The sequence below is a fragment of the Rhodococcus sp. NPDC076796 genome, from assembly GCF_040702765.1.
In the GTDB taxonomy this organism is placed as follows: Bacteria; Actinomycetota; Actinomycetes; order Mycobacteriales; family Mycobacteriaceae; genus Rhodococcoides.
In genome coordinates, this window is the sequence record NZ_JBFBMS010000003.1 from 646,191 (window position 1) to 665,059 (window position 18,869).

Sequence of the window (18,869 nt, forward strand, 5' to 3'; positions counted from 1 at the left end):
GGCTTCCGTGCCGACGACGCAGGGTGTGGCACGGTATGCGTATGACAAAGAGATCGAGTCAGGCAGCCGCGTTGCGTCTCGCGGGACTGCTCGCCGGAGCCGGAGTTCTCCACTTCGTCACTCCGAAGTTCTTCGATGCCCAGGTACCGACCGCATTGCCGGGTTCGGCGCGGACCTACACGCAGGTCTCGGGGGTCGCCGAACTCGCCGTGGCTGCGACGCTGGCCGCACCGCGGACCCGTCGACTGGGCGGCGCACTCGCGGCCGCCCTGTTCGTCGTGGTGTTCCCCGCCAACATCAACCTGGCATACAAGTACGTGCAGAGCCCGAAGACCTCGCCGGCTCTCAAAGCCGCGATGATCGCCCGTCTGCCACTGCAGATTCCATTGGTCACCGAGGCTCTGAAAGCCCGTCGGAACGCACCGTAGCTCCCGCCTGCTCGGGACCGACCGGGCCCTCCAGCAGCTGGGCCAATTCCGTTGCGTCCGGTAGGTTCTCGGGCGCAATGGTGTGACCGCTGCGCACATAGTGGAACGCTGCGCGCACTCGCTCGAGCGGTACCGGTTCGGTGCGCCCGATGGACATCAGCTCGGCCCACGCCAACCGGTAGGCCGCGAGCTGCATCGCTACCGCCCGCTGTTCCGACGCCGTCGGCTCTGCGCCCGTCTTCCAGTCGACGACGGTCCAGCCGCCGTCCGGGTCCGCGAACACCGCGTCGATGCGTCCTCGCAGTACCGTTCCCGCCACGGAGGTCTCGAACGGCACCTCCACTTCGACGGGGCTGCGGAGCGACCACTCCGATTCGAGGAACGCCTGCTGGAGGGTTTCGAGGTCCACGTCGACCGATGCCCCGGTGTCGGCCGAGCCCGGCAATTCGTCGAGGTCGAGCAGTCGAGTCGCGCCGAACCTCCGTTCGATCCAGGCGTGAAACGCAGTTCCCCTGCGCGCCAACGGGTTCGGCGGGAACGGCAGCGGCCTCCGCAGGCGTGACGCCAACGCATCGGGGTCGGCCGCGAGGTCGACCAGCTGCGTCACCGACAGGTTGCCGGGAAGAGCCACGTCGACTCCCGCGACCGATCTCGCGGCCCGCTCGGCCAGCAGAGTGTCGACGTCCGCAGCCCAGTTCTCGGGGCCCTCCGGGGTTCGGTCCTGGACGCCGTCACTCTCTTCGCCCGGTGTGGCCGAGATATCTGCCAGCGCGCGCAGCACTTCCTGCGCTCCGCTCTCGATCGCTCCTCGTCTGGGACCGAGTGGATCGCGTGGCCAGGACGCGGTGTGCGGCACGGCCCCGAGTGGGTTCGACGCCCCGTCCTCCGGGGCCGGTGCCCACTGCTCGATCACCGCGATGTCGGCGAATTCTTCGATGTGCGTGTGCAACTCGTCGAGAAATTCCGACGGCCCACGCGGCTTCGTGGCGGTCTCGTCCCAATGATGCGCGGATACGAGCAGCACCCGTTCGGTTCGGGTGAGTGCCACGTAGAACAGTCGGCGATCCTCGGCGAGTCGACGCCTCGCCAGCGCATCCTTGTGGCTCTTGACGGCGTCCTCGAGGTCCTTGCGATTGTGGAGCCGGTCGAGTTCGAGGACCGGGACCCCTTCCGAGCCTTCGCCGTCGAGCGCGCGGTCACCGCGCAACGACGGCGGCAGCTCGGCCATCGCCCCGAGCCAGGTCGAGGAGGCGTTCGAGGACGGGAACACACCCTTCGCCACGTGCGGGACCGCTACCACCTCCCATTCGAGGCCCTTCGCAGAATGGACGGTGAGCACCTGAACTCGATGTGGGGCGACGTCGACCTCACCGGGGGCGAGGCCGTCCTCGACCGTCGCCGCGGCGGCGAGGAACGACAGGAACCCGGTGACCGTGGCGGTCGGATTGTCGGCGTAATCGGCTACCACATGGGCGAATTCGTCGAGATGTTCACGACCGACCGCGCCTTCGGTGCTGATCGGCGTGCGGGCCTGAGCTTCGACACCGATGCCCATGATCCGCTCGATGTCGCCGACCAATTCCGTCAGCGGCTGACCGATTCGGTCGCGCAGCAGGTGCAGCTCGCCCGCCAGGGCGACGATCCGGCGATGCCCCACCTCCGAGTACCGTTCGGCCGGACCGGGATCGGCTATGGCGTCGGCCAGACCGGCCTGCTCCGACTGCTCGCCGGGCAGGGCGCTACCGAGCGCAGCGTCGAGTGCCTGCGGGTCGTCGACGCGACCCGCGGTGCCGTACCCGCCGCGGATCTCGAGTTCTCGGGCGCGCTGCGAGAGTGCCCGCAGATCCGTCGGCCCGATCTGCCACCTAGAGCCGGTGAGGATGCGCATCGCCGAGCTACCCGCAGTGGGGTCGGCCACCAGCCGCAGCATCGCGATGATGTCGGCCACCTCGGGAACGTGCAGCAACCCACCGAGCCCGACGACCTCCACCGGTAATCCGCGGCTGCGCAGCACCTCAGCGATCGGCTCGGCGTCGGCGTTGCGGCGCACCAGAACCGCAGCGGTGGGCGGCGGCCGATCCTGCTCGAGGGCAGCGCGGTACTCCCCCGCGATCCGGTCGGCGATCCACTCTCGTTCGTCCGGAACGGTGTCGGTGACGGCCAGTCGGACATCACCGGGAACCGCACCCGGGCGGGCCCGCAGAGTCGGCACCGGCACGCCGACGCGGCGCAATGGGTCGGTGATCAGGTTGGCCAGCGTCAATGCCTCGGGCGGATTTCGCCAGCTGGTGAGCAATTCGAGCCGAGGTGCGGGGCTTCCGTCCGCCTTCGGAAAATCGGTGGCGAACCGAGGCAGATTCGCTGCCGATGCGCCGCGCCACCCGTAGATCGACTGCATCGGATCGCCGACGGCAGTCAGGGCCAACTGCGGGTCGCTACCGGATCCGAACAGAGACGACAGCAGAACGCGTTGGGCATGGCCGGTGTCCTGGTACTCGTCGAGCAACACGAGCCGGAAGCGTAGCCGCTCTGCGATGCCCACCTCGGCGTGCTCGGCAGCGACCCGCGCCGCCATCGACATCTGCGAGCCGAAATCCAGTGCGCCCTCGCGCCGCAGAGTCTGCGCCAGCCGTTCCACCAACGGCAGCAACCCGATTCGTTGATGCTGTGCGTCGAGGATGTTCAGCAACTCCTTGGTGGGGCCACCGCGTTGTCGCGGCCCCGGCCCGAGCGTGTGCACCAATTTCTCCAGCTCCACGTGCGCGAGCCGCAAATCCTCGGGATCGACCAGATGCTCGGCCAACTGACCGGAGAGCGCGAGTACCGCCTCGGTCACCGACGTGGGGTTACGGTCGGTGTCCAGGTCGCCGTCCCAGGTACTGACGACCCGGTGGGCCAGCTGCCACAGTTCGGTTTCCGAGAGCAGTGTCGCGGACGGTTCGATCGGCAACAGCAAGCCGTGCTCGGTGAGCAATCGGCCTGCATAGGAGTGGTAGGTGCTCACTTCCGGCTCGGCACCGAGGATTCGCTCGCGCAATCCCAGACCGGGGTCGAGTGCGCGCACCAGATCGGATCCGGCCAGCCGAGCCAGTCGAGCTCTGATCCGAGAGGTCAACTGCTGTGCGGCTTTTCGGGTGAAGGTCAGACCCAGAACCTGGTCGGGGTCGACGAAACCGTTGGCCACCATCCACACCACGCGGGCAGCCATGGTCTCGGTCTTGCCCGCACCTGCCCCCGCGACGACGAGCGTCGGGCCGGGCGGCGCTGCGATCACAGCGGCTTGTTCGTCGGTCGGTGGATGCTTCTGCCCGAGCGCCCGGGCGAGTTCGACCGGCGACACCCGCGCCGAACCGGTCCGTGTCTTCGTCGCTGTCGTCATTGTTCGGTCACCTGCCTACCCGTCTCGTGTGCCGGGCAACTGGACTTGACCGGGCAGTGCCTGCAACCGTCGTTGATCCGCGCCTCGAACGTGGGTCCCTGCGTTGCCGATGCGGCCTGGTGCACGGTGTCTCGCCACTCCTCGAGTTTCTCCGGTGTCGGCACTTCCTGGACACGCTGCGTCGCCCCGTCCTTGTTGTGGGGCTTGGCCACGAACACCAGCCGCGCTCCGCCGGGTTCGCCCGCGGGTTCGCCCTCGATGGCACCGGCTGCCGCCGCGACCTGATAGGTGGCCAACTGATGGTGGTTACGTGCGTCCTCCTTCGACATGACGGTCTTCGCCGTCTTGACGTCGATGATCACCGGCCGACCGTCCGGATCGTGCTCGAGTCGGTCGATGCGACCGCGCAACGCCACCGCAGGCTCGTCCTCGGACCGGGCGTCGAGTATGCCGTCGACGCGCACTTCGACTCCGGCCTCGGTGAGCTCGCCTCGACTGCCCTGCAGCCAGGCCTCGAAGGTCCCGAGCATCGCCCCGGTTCGGTCGAGCTCGTGCCGCGAGTACCACTGCGATCCGAGATCCACTGCATCCCATGCCGTTTCGAGGGCACGCCGGAGTTGCTCCGGCGGTATCCGACCGGCCACTGCCTGGACGAGAGTGTGCACGAGCGTGCCGGTGACCGCATGGGTGTTGGTGCCGTCGTTGCCGCCGTGACGTTCGAGCATCCACCGCAGCGGACAGGTGGTCAATTGTTCCACCGTGGACGGCGACAGCGGCACCGGACCGTCGCCGAGCTGCCACAGCGGCGCGTCGGTACTGGGCCCTGCCACCCCGAACCACTCGTCGGGATGTGCGCCGCGGACACCGGCGTCGGCGAGGGTGGCCAGATGCCGGGCCGCTCGGGCTCGCTTGTCCGGATCCTGTTCGGCGACAGCCGGATCGCACACCACACTCCGCAGTTCGGCCACCAGCATGGGCAGCGCCAACACTCGGTGTGCAGTCTCCGGCCCGGGGAGCTCGGGTGCGAGATCCGACTCCTCTCCGCCGTCGACGCCGCGTAGTTCGTCCACGAATCGCGACCGGACCAGATCGGCATCTCCGGTACTGGAATCGACGGCAGTGACGAGCAAGGTCGATCGAGCGCGGCTGCACGCCACCAGAAAAAGCGTGCGCTCCTCGGCCAGCAACGGAGCCGACTTCGACAGTCGCCCATCGAGCGCTGCAGCGGCATCGACCTTGCCGGACGCGAGGTCGACCAGAGTGTCGGTGCCCAGCAGGCTGCCGCGTGACCGCAGACCCGGCCACAGCCCTTCCTGCACCCCGGCAACCGCGACGAGCTCCCATTCCCGACCCGCGGCAGAATGCGCGCTCAGCAGCGTCACCGCGTCGGCCCGAACCGTGGGGCGGTGTGAGTTCAGAGTGGGAATCTCCTGCTGCGCAATGTAATCGAGGAATCCACCGATCTGTGCCCGCGGCAACCTGTCGACGTATGCTGCCGCCGCATCGAACAGTGCCACCACCGCATCCAGGTCGCGGTCGGCCTGGGCACCGGCCGAACCACCCCAGGCGGACGCGGCGGCCCAACGCCGCTCGAGGCCCGAAGCCTGCCACGCCGCCCACAACACGTCCTCGACACCGCGGCCCGTGCGGGCGAGGGCCCGCGCCTTCCGGATGACACCGAGGGCTCGGCGCAACGGGGCGGACTCCACGTCCGAGAGTCCGTTCGTCCAACCGGCACTCCCCCGAGCGTCGTCGGTGAGTACGACTCTGAGCAACTCGGCCGAGTCGCGCTCGCCGCCCGATGCGAGCTCGAGCCTGCGCACTCCCCGGCGCAATCGCCGCAGACCCACCGGGTCGGCTCCGCCGATCGGCCCGGAGAGCAACGCGAGTGCATCTTCACCGTCGAAGCTCGGGTCGGAGATCGCCCGTAGTACCAGCAGGAGACCCACTGCCCCGTGCTGCCGGTGCAGCGGCAGCTCCGAAGTCGGGGTGATCATCGGAACCCCTGCGCCGTGCAGAGCCCGCCGCAACGGTGCGAGGGTGCGCGGCACGGACCGCACCACGATCGCCATCTCGGACCACGGCATGCCGTCGATCAGGTGGGCCCGACGCATGGCGTCGGCGATGATCGCCGCCTCCTTCGCTGGCGAGGACACGACGTGCACTCGCGCTGCCGGTGCACCGAATCGGGCGGTGCCCACCGGTTCGGGACATCGGTGCCGACCGAGCCCGGGCAGCCGTCCGGCGACGATGTCGGTCAGCTCCGCGACCTCGGGCACCGACCGGTGATTGCGAGTGAGCAGCACGCGACGCGGCGAATCCACCTCGACCAGGTCGGCCACGAAGGTGGGGTCGGCACCCCGGAAGGTGAACACGGCTTGATCGGGATCTCCGGCGACGACGGTGGATTCGGTGTCGGTGCCGATCAGCCGAACCAGCTGTGCTGCCTGCGGATCGAGGTGCTGCGCGTCGTCGACGACGAGGTGCCGGATGCGGGCGCGTTCGCTGCGCAGCAGTTCGGGATCGGTGGCGAAGGCCATGAGCGCGGCACCGATCAGCTCGGCGGCGTCCAGACCAGGTGCAGTGGCTCCGGCCGCTTCCACTCCGACGGCACCGCGCAACAACATGGCCTGCTCGTATCCGGCGGCGAACCTCCCGACGGCAACCCACTCGGGTCTGCCGTGCTTGCGACCGAGTTTGACGAGGTCTTCCGGACCGATCCCGCGTTCGGCGGACCTGAGCATCATGTCTCGCACCGCGGTGACGAATCCCGCGGTGCCCAGTGCCGGACGCAGTCGCTCCGGCCAGTCGCCTGCCCCGTCCTCGAGATCGCCGCGCAGCATCTCGCGCACCACGGCGTCCTGCTCGGCACCGGTCAGCAAGCGCGGTGGCGGATTGCCGTACAGAGAGGCCTGCAGCCGCAGCACGGCGAAGGCGTAGGAGTGCACCGTGCGCACCAACGGTTCACGGGTCGCTCGTAGTGCGTGATCGCCACTGAAGAGACCCGAAGTGATGACCTCGCGCACCGCGGTTGCCGCCCGTTTGGACTGTGTGAGCACCAGAACCGACTCCGGATCACCGGTGACGATGCGCGAGACGGCGTAATCCGCGACAAGGGAGGTCTTACCCGTGCCGGGGCCACCCAGGATCTGCCACGGATTCCATCGCGGAGCGCCTTTCGCGGCCTCGGCTGCCGCGTCGGGAGTCGACGCCAGCAGCCGCGCTGCCGGGCCGTTCCACTCCCGTGCCGGGCGAGCCACCTTGGGTGCACGGACGAGAGTGACCGTCGCGCCGTGTCTGCCGTCCGAGCTCATGACACAGATGCAATCACGAGCCACCGACACATCGACCGTCGCCCGGACGGAGCCCTGGACAACGGTCAGTCGAGCAGCCCGTCGCGCAGCGCACGCAGAACTGCGCTCGTTCTGTCGTTCGCACCCAGTTTGAGAATGGCCGAAGACATGTGGTTCTTGACGGTTCCCTCGGCCAGATGCAATGCATCGGCAATCGACCTGTTGGTGTACCCGCTTGCGACGAGCCGTAGGACGTCGATCTCGCGGGCTGTGAGTGTGTCGGCGACTCCGACGTCGCTCGGGCCGTGCTTCCCGGTCCGAAAAGCGTCCAGCAATCTCTCGGTGATGGCAGGTTGCGCCAAGGTGCGCCCGGCCGCGAGTTCACGTACAGCACCGCCGAGCCGCTCGAAGGTCACGTCCTTGAGCAGATAACCCTTCGCGCCCGCACGCAGCGCCCCGAGCACCAACTCGTCGTCGTCGAACGTCGTCAGCACCAGGACCGGAACCGTGATTCCTCTGTCCTGCAATGCCCGCAGCGTCCACAGTCCGTCGAACCGCGGCATGCGTAGATCGAGCAACACCACATCGGGAGGATCGAGTTCGATCGACGCGACCGCAGCAGCGCCGTCGTCCGCCTCGCCGGTCACCTCGATGTCGGGGTCCAGTTCGAGCAGGCTGCGGATACCCTGCCGAACCAGAGTGTGGTCGTCGACGATCAAGACCGTGATCACGGTGCGGGCACCGTCGCCTGGACCGCGAAACCGCGATCGACCGAGAACGTGACCGTGCCGCCCAGTCCTTCGATGCGTTCTCGGATACCTTGCAGCCCGTGCCCCGGCTCGAAATCGGCCGACGCCCGGCCGTCGTCGCGCACCGAGACCGACAGCGCACCGGCCGGATCCGCAGTCACCTCTATCCACATCTCTTCGGCATTCGCATGGCGAATGGTGTTGGTGATCATCTCCTGCACGCAGCGCACCACCGCCACCGCGCGAGCTTCGTCGACCCGAATGTCGGGGTCGACCGTCAGATGCACAACGGGTTCGGGCAGCTGCGCAACCAGACGATCGAGCGACTCCCCCAGCACCGGAGTCCTGCTGCGCACCTCGCCGACGGTCGCCCGGACGTCGCCGAGCAGGTCACGTGCGATGGTTCGAGCCCGAACGACGTGCTCGCGTGCGGGCCCGGGCACCTGATGGGATGCCACCTCGAGCTCGAGGCTCAGTGCGGTGAGCTGGTGACCGAGCACGTCGTGCAACTCTCGCGCGATTCTCAACCGCTCGTCGGCACGGGAGGAATCGTCCAACAACGCACTGGCGGTGCGCAGTTCGGCATGCGCGACCGCGAGTTCCCGACGCAACCGAGCCTGCCGCAGCTGCGCGGTCACCGACAACGCACTGGCCACCTGCAGCGCACCGTAGATCGATGCGATCAGCGCGATCTCCGAGATCCGTCCACCCCGGATCGCAACCGACACCCCCACACAGCAGGTGAAGACCGCAACGATGACCGCCACCGACGAGCCGGACACCCGATACACGGCGAACGTCGAGGTGAAGACCAGCAGAATGGGCAACCAACCTGCCGTCGGGGCGGTCAGCACCAGAACCGGTGCCAGCACCACCTGTGCGGCGAAGCATGCGCGCACGAGACGATCCGGCAGCCGGTCTTCCCACCACATGCCCGCGGTCTGCGCGAGCAGGAAGGCTGCGAACAGCGCAGCCCAGACCCAACGCGGAGCCGAGAGGCCGTCGGCGATCGACCGATCGAAGACGACGAGAGCGCCCATCGCGACCGCGAGCGCGGACACGAACGCACCGGCCAGAACGTCGGGTCCGAGGCGTCTCATTCTGTCGACCCTATCGCCAGGTCCGCCCGCACACCCCCTGCCGAAAGTCACGATCACCATCGATGACCATCGGCACCTGTGCGCAGGCCACGGCGGATCTAGCGTCGAAATCGACACGATCGAGGAGGGAGCATCGGATGGCAGCGATCGACGTTCGAGACATCACCCAGCGGTATCGGGGGCGGACAGCCCTGGCAGGAGTGCGCCTCACAGTGGCCGAAGGCGAAACACACGGCCTGCTCGGGCGTAACGGCGCCGGCAAGACGACTCTGGTCGAAACCGTTGCGGGCCTTCGTAAACCGAGCTCGGGTGCCGTGCGAGTTCTGGGACTCGACCCCTTCACCGAGCGCGATCGAGTGCGAGCCGTTCTGGGAGTACAGCTGCAGTCCAACGATCTTCACACCGCGCTCACCGTTGCCGAACTGGTCGATCTGTTCGCCTCCTTCTACCGTCGACCTGCCGATCGAGACGCTCTCGTCCGTGCGGTGGGCCTGCACGAGCACCGCCGGGTGCGCTACGAGCGGCTGTCCGGTGGCCAGCAACAGCGGTTGTCGGTGGTCCTCGCCCTGATCGGTTCCCCTCGGGTCGTCCTGCTCGACGAGCTCACCACCGGACTCGATCCGGATGCACGACGCACCGTGTGGCGACTGATCGAGGACCTCCGCGCAGACGGTGTCACCATCCTGCTGGTCAGCCATCACATGGACGAGGTACACCGCCTGTGCGATCGCATCACCGTCCTCGATCGAGGGTCCGTCGTGGCCACCGGCACACCGGAATCTCTGATCGTCGACGCCGGCCTCGGAGGCGACCACCGGGCCACCCTCGAAGACGCATTCCTGACGCTGACGGAACGGAGCTCGGCATGACCACACACGACATCGACGCAGCACCTCGTCCGGGCCTGCGCGCCACCGGCGCACTCGTCGGGGCCGAAATGCGCATGGTCATCCGGGACACGGCCGGACTGATCGTCCCCATCGCCCTCCCGGTTCTCGTACTGGTGATGAACGGCTCGGGTACTTCGGCGGAGATCGTCGGTCCTGGCGCGATCACCGCGTTCGATCGGTTCGTCCTGCCGCTCGCCCTGACCATGATCATCGCCGTCATCGGCATCGTGAACATGCCGAGCTTTCTTGCGCTCTATCGCAAGTCCGGCGTGCTGAAGCGACTGTCGACGACACCGATCCGACCGGCGCAGGTGCTGGCTGCGCAGGTGATCACCAGCGCCGTCCAGGCGACACTCGGAATCGGTATCGCTCTGTCCACTGGCGCCCTGCTCTTCGGAATCACGCCCCCGCACAACCCCATCCTGGTTGCGGCCATCGTGGTGCTCGGTGCCGCCGCGATGTACTCGCTGGGGATCGTGGTGGCTGCCGTCGCACCCACTGCGAACTCGGCCGTCGCGATCGGCCTGACCCTGTTTCTGGCTCTCGGTGCCACCGGCGGACTGTTCGGACCGGTCGCGGATCTGCCGGAGCCTGTTGCGGCCGTCGGTGAGGTACTCCCCTTCGGTGCCACCGTCACTGCGCTGGGATCGGCTTGGGCCGGAACGCCTGTCGACATCGTCGGACCCATCGGGCTCGTGATCGCGGTGATCGCCGGAACCGCATGCGCGATCCGGTTGTTTCGCTGGTCCTAGCGCGATACGGCATAGTGGTCGACGTGCCCGAGTTGAATCTGCATACGTTCGGACCCGCAGACGGTCCCGAAATCCTCGCCATCCACGGTGTCACCGGACACGGTGCCCGGTGGTGGGATCTCGCCGAGAACCACCTACCCGAGGCCAGGATTCTGGCACCCGACCTCATCGGTCACGGGCATTCGATGTCCACGCCGCCCTGGGACATCGACGCTCAGGTCACGGCTCTGAAATCCGTGCTCGACGCCCATTCGCGTGGACCGGTGGTGGTCCTAGGCCACTCGTACGGCGGCGCGTTGGCCGTGCACCTCGCGCAGAGGTTCCCCGAAGCGGTACGCGCCCTGGTGCTGCTCGATCCCGCGATCGCGTTGCCGCCGGAGGAATTGCTCGAAGTGGCCGAGGCGACCGCGAAGTTCCCCGATTACACCGACGCCGACGAAGCGCGCTCGGAGAAGATCCACGGAGCGTGGGCCGACGTGCCGACCGAACTCCTCGACCGCGAGGTCGCCGAACATCTGGTTCCGGCCGAAAGCGGGAAGGTCGCGTGGCGGATGTCCATTCCGGCCGTCGTCGCGACGTGGGGCGAGCTGGCCCGCCCGCTGGTCGTACCGGCCGAGAGCATCCCGACCGTCGTGGTGCGGGCGATGCGCGTCCAACCTCCCTATGTCACAGAGGAATTCCTTTCGGCGCTGCGGGACCGGCTGGGCGAGAACCTGCGTACCGTCGAACTCGACTGCGATCACATGGTCGGCCAGGCCAAGCCGGTCGAGGTCGCCGAACTGGTGCGATCCCTGCTGTAGATGGCCCCGATCACCGAAGCCCAGGTCGAGAGAGTTCGCGCGTTGGTCGCGTCGATCCCCCGGGGGTTCGTTGCCACCTACGGAGACATCGCGGCCGCCGCAGACCTGTCGAGCCCTCGCATCGTCGGTTGGATCATGCGCACCGATTCTGCGGACCTGCCCTGGCATCGAGTCCTCGGCGCGAGTGGAAAGCCGGCCCCGCACCTGGCCTCGCGACAGCTCGAGACTCTGCGCACCGAAGGCGTACCGATACACGACGGGCGCGTGCCACTGACCTCGATTCGATTCGACTTCGGGGCGCTCCCACCGCCACCGCCGCCGACCACTAATCTCGGAGAATGAACATCAGGGACGCACTCGAGCAGTTCGACCCACGCCCCACTGCGAAGTACGCGCTGTCGAAGGCGAGCAGCTTCGTTGCCTCCGCCGGCCTGGTCGTCGACGAGGTCTCGGGCACCAGGGTGTCGGGGCACATCGATTTGACGGACGAACACTTCACTCCGTGGGGCGTCGTCCACGGCGGCGTCTACACCACTGCCGTCGAGAGCGCCGCCAGCATCGGTGCCAGCGAGGCGGTCAAGGATCGCGGTGAGTTCGCGGTCGGCGTCCACAACGGCACCGACTTTCTCCGCGCCAGTAAGGGCGGCCGCGTCGACGTAGTCGCAGAACCGTTGCAGCAGGGCCGCGTTCAGCAACTGTGGGTAGTCACGATCACCGCCTCCGACAGCGGCAAGACCATCGCGCGTGGGCAGGTTCGACTGCAGAACGTGCCGCTGCCGACATGACAGTGCCCGCACCATGACGCCGGCCTGCGACGCGATCGTCCTCGCCGGCGGTCGAGGATCGAGGATGGCAGATCCCGAGCACCCCACTGCGCCACAGGAGGTCGACAAGCCTGCCATGACCGTCGGCGGGCGTCGCATGGTCGATATCGCTGTGGACGCAGTATCGGTCTGTCGCAGAACGGTTCTGGTGGGTCCGACCCGTACCGGAGTGCCCGAGCACGTGGTGCAGACTCGTGAGTCACCCGCAGGCGGCGGTCCCGTCGCCGCCCTCGCCGCGGGACTGCGGTCACTCGACGACTGTGCAGATTCAGAGCGCACTGCAGATCTGGTGGTGGTCGTCGCGTCGGATCTTCCTTTTCTCGACGCTGCCGCGGTCGAATTGCTGATCGGTTCCATATCGCAGTCGCAGACCGAAGCCGTCTTTGCCCGCGACAGTGCGGGCCGCACGCAATTCCTGCTCGGGATCTGGCGACAATCCGCACTGCGTTCCGCGCTGGCACAGCTGGATTCGGTGGAGGGTGCGCCCATGCGCACAATCCTGCCGCCCGATCATCTGGTGATCGCAGTGTCCGGTGTCGAGGACTGCGACACCCCCGCCGATCTTCTCGCCGCCCGCCTCGCCGCACGACCGTCGGAGACGCTAGAGGTGAGCGACGCACTCGAACGCATTCGGAGCCGGCTCTCCGTCCTGCCGATCCGGCGAATTCCCCTGCCGGACAGTGCTGGGACCGTCCTCGCGGAACCGCTAGTGACCCGGACCGCGTTGCCGGCAGTCGACATCTCCGCGATGGACGGTTACGCCGTCTGCGGCACCGAACCGTGGACGCTGCGATCCGACATCGCGTACGCCGGAAGCTCCGACGTCGCCCGACTCACCGAAGGAACGGCCGTGCGCATCGCCACCGGCGCTGCGCTTCCGCCCGGGGCGACATCGGTGGTGCGCGACGAACACATGACCCGCGAGCCCGACGGTTCGGCTCGGCGCATGCCGACGGCCCCGCAGTCCGACGACACGCGTCGACGCGGCGAGGACTGGCTGCCCGGTACCGAACTCGTCGCAGCAGGCACCCCCATCGATGCCGCCGTACGGTCGCTCGCCGCCAGCGCAGAGGTGTTCGAGGTGGCGGTGCGCGGTCCGGTCCGCGGACGAGTGGTCATCAGCGGCAACGAGATTCGATCCACCGGCCCACTCGCTCCCGGCGAGACCAGGGACGTTCTCGGATCGGTGTTGCCGGAGTACCTGGCACACTGCGGCATCTCCGTCGTCGATGTGACGCTGCTCGAGGACACCGCGACGGGGTTTCGAGACGTGCTGACCCGAACCCAGGATGTGGACGTGATCATCGTCGTCGGGGCAACCGGAGGTGGGGCCGCAGATCAGCTCCGCGCGACCCTCGCCGGCCTCGATGCCGAGACCGTCGTCGGGCGGATGCGGATGCGTCCCGGCGGTTCTCAGATCACCGCGGCACTGCCCGACGGCACGGTGGTGCTCGGCCTCCCGGGAAATCCGCTGGCGGCCGTCGGCACCGCGATGCTCACCGCGCCCGCCATCGTCGATGCCCTGACCGGGAGAACGGTGCGCCCCTCGCGGATCGGCCTGTTGTCCAATGCTGCCGAGGTTCGATCCTCGACTCCTCGCATCGTGCCGGTCACCGCGGACGGCACGCGGTGGCGAGCAGACAGCCAGGTCCGCACGGCGCACCTGGCGCACCTCGTCGGCCGCGACGCACTGGCGGTGATTCCGGCCGAGGTCAGCGCCGACGAGCCGGTGACAATTCTTCCGTTGCCGCACCGCTAGATTCAGCGAGAGAGCGAACACCCTCGCGGTAACGCGCGACCACGAGATCGACGATCGCGGCATGTACTCCGAGCGGTTCACCGACACCGTCGGCACCGGCGTCAGCCAAACGAGTGTGGAAGAGCCCGCGCGCCAACAGATACGACGCCACGAACACACGTGGGTGCCCGGCTTCTCGCAGAGTCGACACCGCGTCGGACACGGTGGGGGTACTGGTGGCGACGTAGCCGATGCGTACCGGGACCCGAGCGACGTCGGCCAGCATCGCTGCCGCGCGCCGATGTTCTTCCAACGCACGAGCGTCGGAGGATCCTGCGGCTGCGAGCACGATGCAGTCGCCCGCCTGCCATCCGGCATCGCGCAGTCGGGCGAGCATGACCTCGGCCAGCACGAGGTCGGGTCCGAGAGCGCGGGTGACCGCGACCGACGTGTGAGCGCTGTCGGCGATCTCTCGCGGAACATCGGTGTGCACGTGGTAGCCCGACGCAAGGAAAGCGGGAACCACCACCGCCGACTCGGCGGTGTCGCGCAGTACCTCGGCCGGGGACGGCCCGAGCACGTCCACGAAGGCCACTCGCGTGGTACCGATCTGTGTCGACACCTCATCGGCGAGTGCGGCGATCATCTCGACACCACGGGGGTTTCGGGTGCCGTGTGCAACCAACACCAGAGTCGGTTTCATCAGTACTTTCCCCCTTCTACGACGGCCGCACGCGCGGCCGTCTCGTCGGAATCGCAATCGGTTTCGGTCTCGATGTGATCGAGTGCGATGCGATAGCCACGCTTGACCACGGTCTGGATCGCTTTCGGCGCGCCAAGCGAGGACCTGAGTCTGGTCATCGCGGTTTCCACCGCGTGGGTGTCGCCTCCTCCGCCGGGCAGCGACGCCAACAGGTCCTCGCGGGAGACGACGCGTCCGGGATTGCGGGCCAGCGTCTTCATCAGCGCCATGCCTGCCGGGGACACCGGTCGAACTTCACCGTCGACCACCACGCACTTACCGCGGACACTGACCACGTGTCCGCCTGCGTGCAGCCGACCGGTGCGCCTCGGCAGTTCCTCGGCGATGTGCCGCGCGAGTGCCCCCAGACGCGCTCGTGTGGGCTGTGTGGTGGCCACGTCGAGTTGTTCGAGGGGCGCGGCCGTGACCGGTCCGACGCACACCGGCAGCACCCTCGATCGCATCGATTGCAGCAGGGGTTCGAGTACGCCGTTCTCGTCGGCGCGCATCAGCATCGACGCCACCGCCGGTGCCGAGGTGAAGCTGAGGGCGTCGAGATCCCCGACGATGACGGCTTCGATCATCCGGTCCATCGGGCTCTGGTCGTCGGGTGCGGTCCAGCGGTACACCGGCACCGGAACCACTTCGGCTCCCGCACAGCGCAACACCTCACAGAAGTCGGGGACCGGCTCCCATTCGGTGGTCGCGCCGTGCAGCTGCACTGCGATGCGGGTGCCCTCGACTCCTTCGGCGAGCAGATGTTCGAGTACCTCCGCCGAGGATTCCGAGGCGGGCGACCATTCCTCGCGCAGATCGGCTGCTCGAATGGCTCCTTTGGCCTTCGGGCCGCGAGCAAGCAGCCTGGACGTGCCGAGGGCGCGCCCCAGTTCTTCTGCCCGTCCCCACCCGTCCGCTGCCTCGATCCAGCCACGAAATCCGATTCCTGTTGTGGCTACGGTTATTTCGGGTGGGTCAGCGATGACGGCGGCGGTGACGCGTTCGAGTTCGGCGTCGTCGGCCAGTGGGATGATGCGAATTGCGGGGGCGTGCATCACGGTGGCCCCGCGCCGCTCGAGCAGAGTCGCGAACTCCTCGGCCCGACGCGACGCGGTGATCCCGACGGTGAACCCGGCCAGAGGCATTGCTGCCCCGGCGATTTCGCTCACGTAGATCCGCCGCGGACGAGCACGACGCCCTCGACGCAGGAGACCTCGAACGATCCGAGGGTGACCTGCGGGTCATCGAGGCAGCGCCCGTCGGCCAGGGAGAAGACCTGCTTGAGCAACGGCGACGCGACGGTGGGTTCGCCCCCTCGGTCTCCCACCAGTCCGCGTGACATCACTGCTGCGCGCCCGTACGGATCGATGTTGCCCACCGCGAACAGTCGTCCGTCGTCGAGCAGAAACAGCGCCGCCTGGGTGCCGCCGCGCAGGAGCACCGCCACTCCGCGCCCCGGAATCAGCGCGTCGAGCGTGCAGGCCGGGGTCCAATCACGAGCGAGGTCGTTCGGTACCGCTGTTGGTGACTTCACTGTTGATGAATCGATGACAGTCATGGCGCACCTCCTGATCAGCTATTCCACGTTGCTTGTGTTTCTGGCCCGTTAAGTCGCGATTACTCGTCTGTGCACATGCACTCAGTCTCGTGACCTGCCGGTTGTCAGCTCCCGCGTCGGCTCACGCGCCGATACGTGGCATTCCCATCAGCACGGGTACCTTGCGCGCCCCGGACTCGTCGAACGCGATGGTGGGGTCGGCCTCGTCCGGAGCATTGACGAAGGAGACGAACCGACCGAGCTTCTCGTCGTCGTCGAGCACGCCGGCCCACTCGTCCTTGTACCCGGCGACGTGGCGTTCCATGTCGGCCTCGAGCTCGCCACCGATCCCGAGACTGTCCTCGCACACGACGGCACGGAGGTGATCGAGTCCCCCGTCGAGCGATTCGAGCCACGGCGCCGTGCGCTGCAGCCGGTCGGCGGTACGCACGTAGAACATGAGGTAACGGTCGATGTAGCTGACCAGGGTGGCGTCGTCGAGGTTGGAGGCCAGCAATTGAGCATGCTTGGGTGACTGACCGCCGTTACCGCCCACGTACAGGTTCCAGCCGCCCTCCGTGGCGATGATTCCGACGTCCTTGCCGCGAGCCTCGGCGCATTCTCGCGCGCAACCCGAGACGCCGAACTTGATCTTGTGCGGCGACCGTAGACCCCGGTAGCGGTTCTCGAGATCGACCGCCATCCCCACCGAGTCCTGGACGCCGTAGCGGCACCAGGTGGACCCCACGCAGCTCTTGACCGTCCGCAACGACTTCCCGTATGCCTGGCCCGATTCCATCCCTGCGTCGACGAGGCGCTTCCAGATCGCCGGCAACTGCTCCACTCGGGCACCGAACATGTCGATGCGCTGGCCCCCGGTCACCTTGGTGTACAGCCCGAAGTCGCGAGCGACCTCACCGATGACGATGAGCTGCTCGGGCGTGCACTCGCCGCCGGGCATCCGAGGCACCACCGAGTACGTGCCGTTCTTCTGGATGTTGGCCAGGAAGTGATCGTTGGTGTCCTGCAACGACGCCTGCTCGCCGTCGAGAATGTGATCCGAGGACGTCGACGCGAGAATCGACGCCACGACGGGCTTGCAGATGTCGCAGCCGGTTCCCGTGCCGTACTTGGCGATCAGCGACGAGAAGGTGCGGGTGTTCGTGGCCCGAACGATCTCGAACAGCTCGGCCCTGGACTGAGCGAAGTGCTCGCACAACGACTTCGAGAGCACGACCCCCGATGCCGCCAGCAACGACTTGATGGACGGCAGGCATCCGCCGCAGGTGGTACCCGCGGTGGTACAGCTCTTCACGGCCGCCAGATCGCAGGCTCCATCAGCGATCGCCGAGCAGATGGCACCCTTGCTCACGCCGTTGCAGGAGCAGATCTCGGCGTCGTCGGGCAGCGCACCGATACCGACCTGTTCGGCTGCCGGTGAGATCAGGGCCCCTGGGTCGCCGGGCAATTCCCGTCCGACGAGCGGACGCAACAGCGAGTACGCGGAAGCATCGCCGACGAGGATGCCGCCGAGGAGGGTCTTCGCGTCGTCGGTCACGACGAGCTTGGCGTACGTGCCCTTGGGCGCATCGCTGAACACCACCTCGAGTGCACCCGGTGTGGCCGCCATCGCGTCGCCGAAGCTCGCGACGTCCACGCCCATCAGCTTGAGTTTGGTGGACATGTCGGCACCCGGGAATTGCGCTGCGCCGCCGAGCAATCGGTCGGCCACGACCTCCGCCGTCGAATATCCGGGAGCGACCAGGCCGTAGCACCGACCTTCGACCGCGGCACATTCGCCGATCGCGTAGACGGCCGGGTCGGAGGTACTGCAACCGATGTCGACCATGATGCCGCCGCGCTCACCGACCTCGAGGCCGCTCTCGCGGGCCAGCCGATCCTGCGGACGAACACCGGCGGAGAACACCAGCAGCGCGGCGTCGATGGTGTTGCCGTCGCTCAGTTCGACCGTCAGGCCTGCGCTGTCGTTCTCGGAGATCGACGACGTACCCACTCCCACGTGGACGTTCAACCCGAGTTCGGTGACGAGGCGAGCCAACAGCGCGCCGCCGCCCTCGTCCACCTGCAGTGGCATCAATCGTGGAGCGAACTCGATGACGTGCGGGGTCATACCCATCTTCTTCAGCGCATTCGCCGCTTCGAGACCGAGGAGGCCACCGCCGACCACCACACCGACGGCTCCCGGTCCCGCGGCATCGGCGCGGGCACGGATCTTGTCGAGGTCGTCGAGGGTGCGATAGACGAAGCACGCGGGCAGGTCGTGTCCGGTGATCGGCGGTACGAACGGGTAGGAACCGGTGGCGAGGACCAGAGCGTCGTACTCGACCGTGTCTCCCGCCGAGGTCACGACGGTGCGGTGGTCACGGTCGATGCGCTCGGCCCGTACTCCGGTGCGCATCTCCACGAGTGTGTCACCGGGATAGTCGTTGCCCGCCAGAGCGAGTTCCTTGTGGTCCCAGGCACCGACGTAGGACGACAGTCCCACCCTGTCGTACGCCGCCAGTGCCTCCTCGCACAGGATCGTGATCTTCCACTCGGCCGCCTCGTCGCGCGCACGCAACGCTTCGACGAATCGGTGTCCTACCATCCCGTGACCTACCACTACCGCGTTCTTCATTG

Annotated in this window: 15 protein-coding genes; 7 read left to right on the top strand and 8 right to left on the bottom strand. The window is 67.6% G+C overall.

Going from position 1 to position 18,869, the window contains the following annotated elements; translation table 11 throughout:
- Positions 1 to 41 precede the first annotated feature (41 nt).
- The gene (locus AB0366_RS13285; RefSeq protein ID WP_366244294.1) at positions 42 to 428 is read left to right on the top strand and encodes a hypothetical protein; all 387 of its coding nucleotides are present in this window, start codon (positions 42 to 44) and stop codon (positions 426 to 428) included.
- Here AB0366_RS13285 and AB0366_RS13290 read toward each other — a convergent pair.
- The 4 genes from AB0366_RS13290 to AB0366_RS13305 all read right to left on the bottom strand — a co-directional run bounded on the left by AB0366_RS13290 (position 391) and on the right by AB0366_RS13305 (position 8,949).
- Positions 391 to 3,807, bottom strand: a complete 3,417-nt coding sequence (locus AB0366_RS13290) for a UvrD-helicase domain-containing protein (protein ID WP_366244295.1) — start codon at positions 3,805 to 3,807, stop codon at positions 391 to 393. The genes AB0366_RS13285 and AB0366_RS13290 overlap by 38 nt on opposite strands.
- Positions 3,804 to 7,121 carry an ATP-dependent DNA helicase gene (locus AB0366_RS13295; RefSeq protein WP_366244296.1) on the bottom strand — a complete coding sequence of 1,106 codons (3,318 nt, stop codon included), beginning with the start codon at positions 7,119 to 7,121 and terminating at the stop codon, positions 3,804 to 3,806. Before AB0366_RS13295 ends, AB0366_RS13290 begins: the two co-directional genes overlap by 4 nt.
- Positions 7,122 to 7,186: 65 nt before the next feature.
- Entirely contained in the window at positions 7,187 to 7,831 is a 645-nt protein-coding gene (locus AB0366_RS13300; RefSeq protein ID WP_121870260.1) for a response regulator transcription factor, read from the bottom strand.
- The gene (locus tag AB0366_RS13305) at positions 7,828 to 8,949 is read right to left on the bottom strand and encodes a sensor histidine kinase (protein ID WP_183130192.1); all 1,122 of its coding nucleotides are present in this window, start codon (positions 8,947 to 8,949) and stop codon (positions 7,828 to 7,830) included. Before AB0366_RS13305 ends, AB0366_RS13300 begins: the two co-directional genes overlap by 4 nt.
- 137 nt (positions 8,950 to 9,086) lie before the next feature.
- On the opposite strand from AB0366_RS13305, the gene AB0366_RS13310 reads away from it, so the two are divergent.
- Genes AB0366_RS13310 through AB0366_RS13335 form a run of 6 tightly spaced genes read left to right on the top strand, consistent with a single transcriptional unit; the run spans position 9,087 to position 13,974 of the window.
- On the top strand, positions 9,087 to 9,818 hold the full coding sequence (locus tag AB0366_RS13310; RefSeq protein WP_366244297.1) for an ABC transporter ATP-binding protein: 732 nt from the start codon (positions 9,087 to 9,089) through the stop codon (positions 9,816 to 9,818).
- Positions 9,815 to 10,591, top strand: coding sequence for an ABC transporter permease (locus tag AB0366_RS13315; protein ID WP_121870263.1), 777 nt, complete (start codon positions 9,815 to 9,817; stop codon positions 10,589 to 10,591). Before AB0366_RS13310 ends, AB0366_RS13315 begins: the two co-directional genes overlap by 4 nt.
- A 23-nt stretch (positions 10,592 to 10,614) precedes the next feature.
- Positions 10,615 to 11,391: an alpha/beta fold hydrolase gene (locus AB0366_RS13320; protein WP_366244298.1), complete on the top strand. Its 777-nt coding sequence runs from the start codon at positions 10,615 to 10,617 to the stop codon at positions 11,389 to 11,391.
- Positions 11,392 to 11,733 carry an MGMT family protein gene (locus tag AB0366_RS13325; RefSeq protein ID WP_121870264.1) on the top strand — a complete coding sequence of 114 codons (342 nt, stop codon included), beginning with the start codon at positions 11,392 to 11,394 and terminating at the stop codon, positions 11,731 to 11,733. It abuts the gene before it with no gap.
- Positions 11,730 to 12,176, top strand: coding sequence for a PaaI family thioesterase (locus AB0366_RS13330; RefSeq protein WP_366244299.1), 447 nt, complete (start codon positions 11,730 to 11,732; stop codon positions 12,174 to 12,176). Before AB0366_RS13325 ends, AB0366_RS13330 begins: the two co-directional genes overlap by 4 nt.
- 13 nt (positions 12,177 to 12,189) lie before the next feature.
- Positions 12,190 to 13,974 (top strand): NTP transferase domain-containing protein, encoded by a 1,785-nt coding sequence (locus AB0366_RS13335; protein WP_366244300.1) that lies wholly within the window; start codon positions 12,190 to 12,192, stop codon positions 13,972 to 13,974.
- Here AB0366_RS13335 and AB0366_RS13340 read toward each other — a convergent pair.
- The 4 genes from AB0366_RS13340 to nirB form a co-directional block, all read right to left on the bottom strand.
- Positions 13,928 to 14,659 (bottom strand): sirohydrochlorin chelatase, encoded by a 732-nt coding sequence (locus AB0366_RS13340; RefSeq protein ID WP_366244449.1) that lies wholly within the window; start codon positions 14,657 to 14,659, stop codon positions 13,928 to 13,930. The two genes, AB0366_RS13335 and AB0366_RS13340, sit on opposite strands and share 47 nt — an antisense overlap.
- Positions 14,656 to 15,837 (bottom strand): uroporphyrinogen-III synthase, encoded by a 1,182-nt coding sequence (locus tag AB0366_RS13345; protein ID WP_366244450.1) that lies wholly within the window; start codon positions 15,835 to 15,837, stop codon positions 14,656 to 14,658. Before AB0366_RS13345 ends, AB0366_RS13340 begins: the two co-directional genes overlap by 4 nt.
- A 20-nt stretch (positions 15,838 to 15,857) precedes the next feature.
- Entirely contained in the window at positions 15,858 to 16,250 is a 393-nt protein-coding gene (gene nirD / locus AB0366_RS13350; protein WP_128646315.1) for a nitrite reductase small subunit NirD, read from the bottom strand.
- A gap of 121 nt (positions 16,251 to 16,371) precedes the next feature.
- Positions 16,372 to 18,867, bottom strand: a complete 2,496-nt coding sequence (nirB, locus tag AB0366_RS13355) for a nitrite reductase large subunit NirB (RefSeq protein ID WP_366244301.1) — start codon at positions 18,865 to 18,867, stop codon at positions 16,372 to 16,374.
- Between the last annotated feature and the right edge of the window lie 2 nt (positions 18,868 to 18,869).

Excerpts from the sequence above, each read along its gene's own strand:
- AB0366_RS13285 (WP_366244294.1), top strand. The coding sequence starts at position 42 with ATGACAAAGAGATCGAGTCAGGCAGCCGCGTTGCGTCTCGCGGGACTG.
- AB0366_RS13290 (WP_366244295.1), bottom strand. The coding sequence starts at position 3,807 with ATGACGACAGCGACGAAGACACGGACCGGTTCGGCGCGGGTGTCGCCG.
- AB0366_RS13295 (WP_366244296.1), bottom strand. The coding sequence starts at position 7,121 with ATGAGCTCGGACGGCAGACACGGCGCGACGGTCACTCTCGTCCGTGCA.
- AB0366_RS13305 (WP_183130192.1), bottom strand. The coding sequence starts at position 8,949 with ATGAGACGCCTCGGACCCGACGTTCTGGCCGGTGCGTTCGTGTCCGCG.
- AB0366_RS13310 (WP_366244297.1), top strand. The coding sequence starts at position 9,087 with ATGGCAGCGATCGACGTTCGAGACATCACCCAGCGGTATCGGGGGCGG.
- AB0366_RS13315 (WP_121870263.1), top strand. The coding sequence starts at position 9,815 with ATGACCACACACGACATCGACGCAGCACCTCGTCCGGGCCTGCGCGCC.
- AB0366_RS13325 (WP_121870264.1), top strand. The coding sequence starts at position 11,392 with ATGGCCCCGATCACCGAAGCCCAGGTCGAGAGAGTTCGCGCGTTGGTC.
- AB0366_RS13330 (WP_366244299.1), top strand. The coding sequence starts at position 11,730 with ATGAACATCAGGGACGCACTCGAGCAGTTCGACCCACGCCCCACTGCG.
- AB0366_RS13335 (WP_366244300.1), top strand. The coding sequence starts at position 12,190 with ATGACGCCGGCCTGCGACGCGATCGTCCTCGCCGGCGGTCGAGGATCG.
- AB0366_RS13345 (WP_366244450.1), bottom strand. The coding sequence starts at position 15,837 with ATGCCTCTGGCCGGGTTCACCGTCGGGATCACCGCGTCGCGTCGGGCC.
- nirD (WP_128646315.1), bottom strand. The coding sequence starts at position 16,250 with ATGACTGTCATCGATTCATCAACAGTGAAGTCACCAACAGCGGTACCG.
- nirB (WP_366244301.1), bottom strand. The coding sequence starts at position 18,867 with ATGAAGAACGCGGTAGTGGTAGGTCACGGGATGGTAGGACACCGATTC.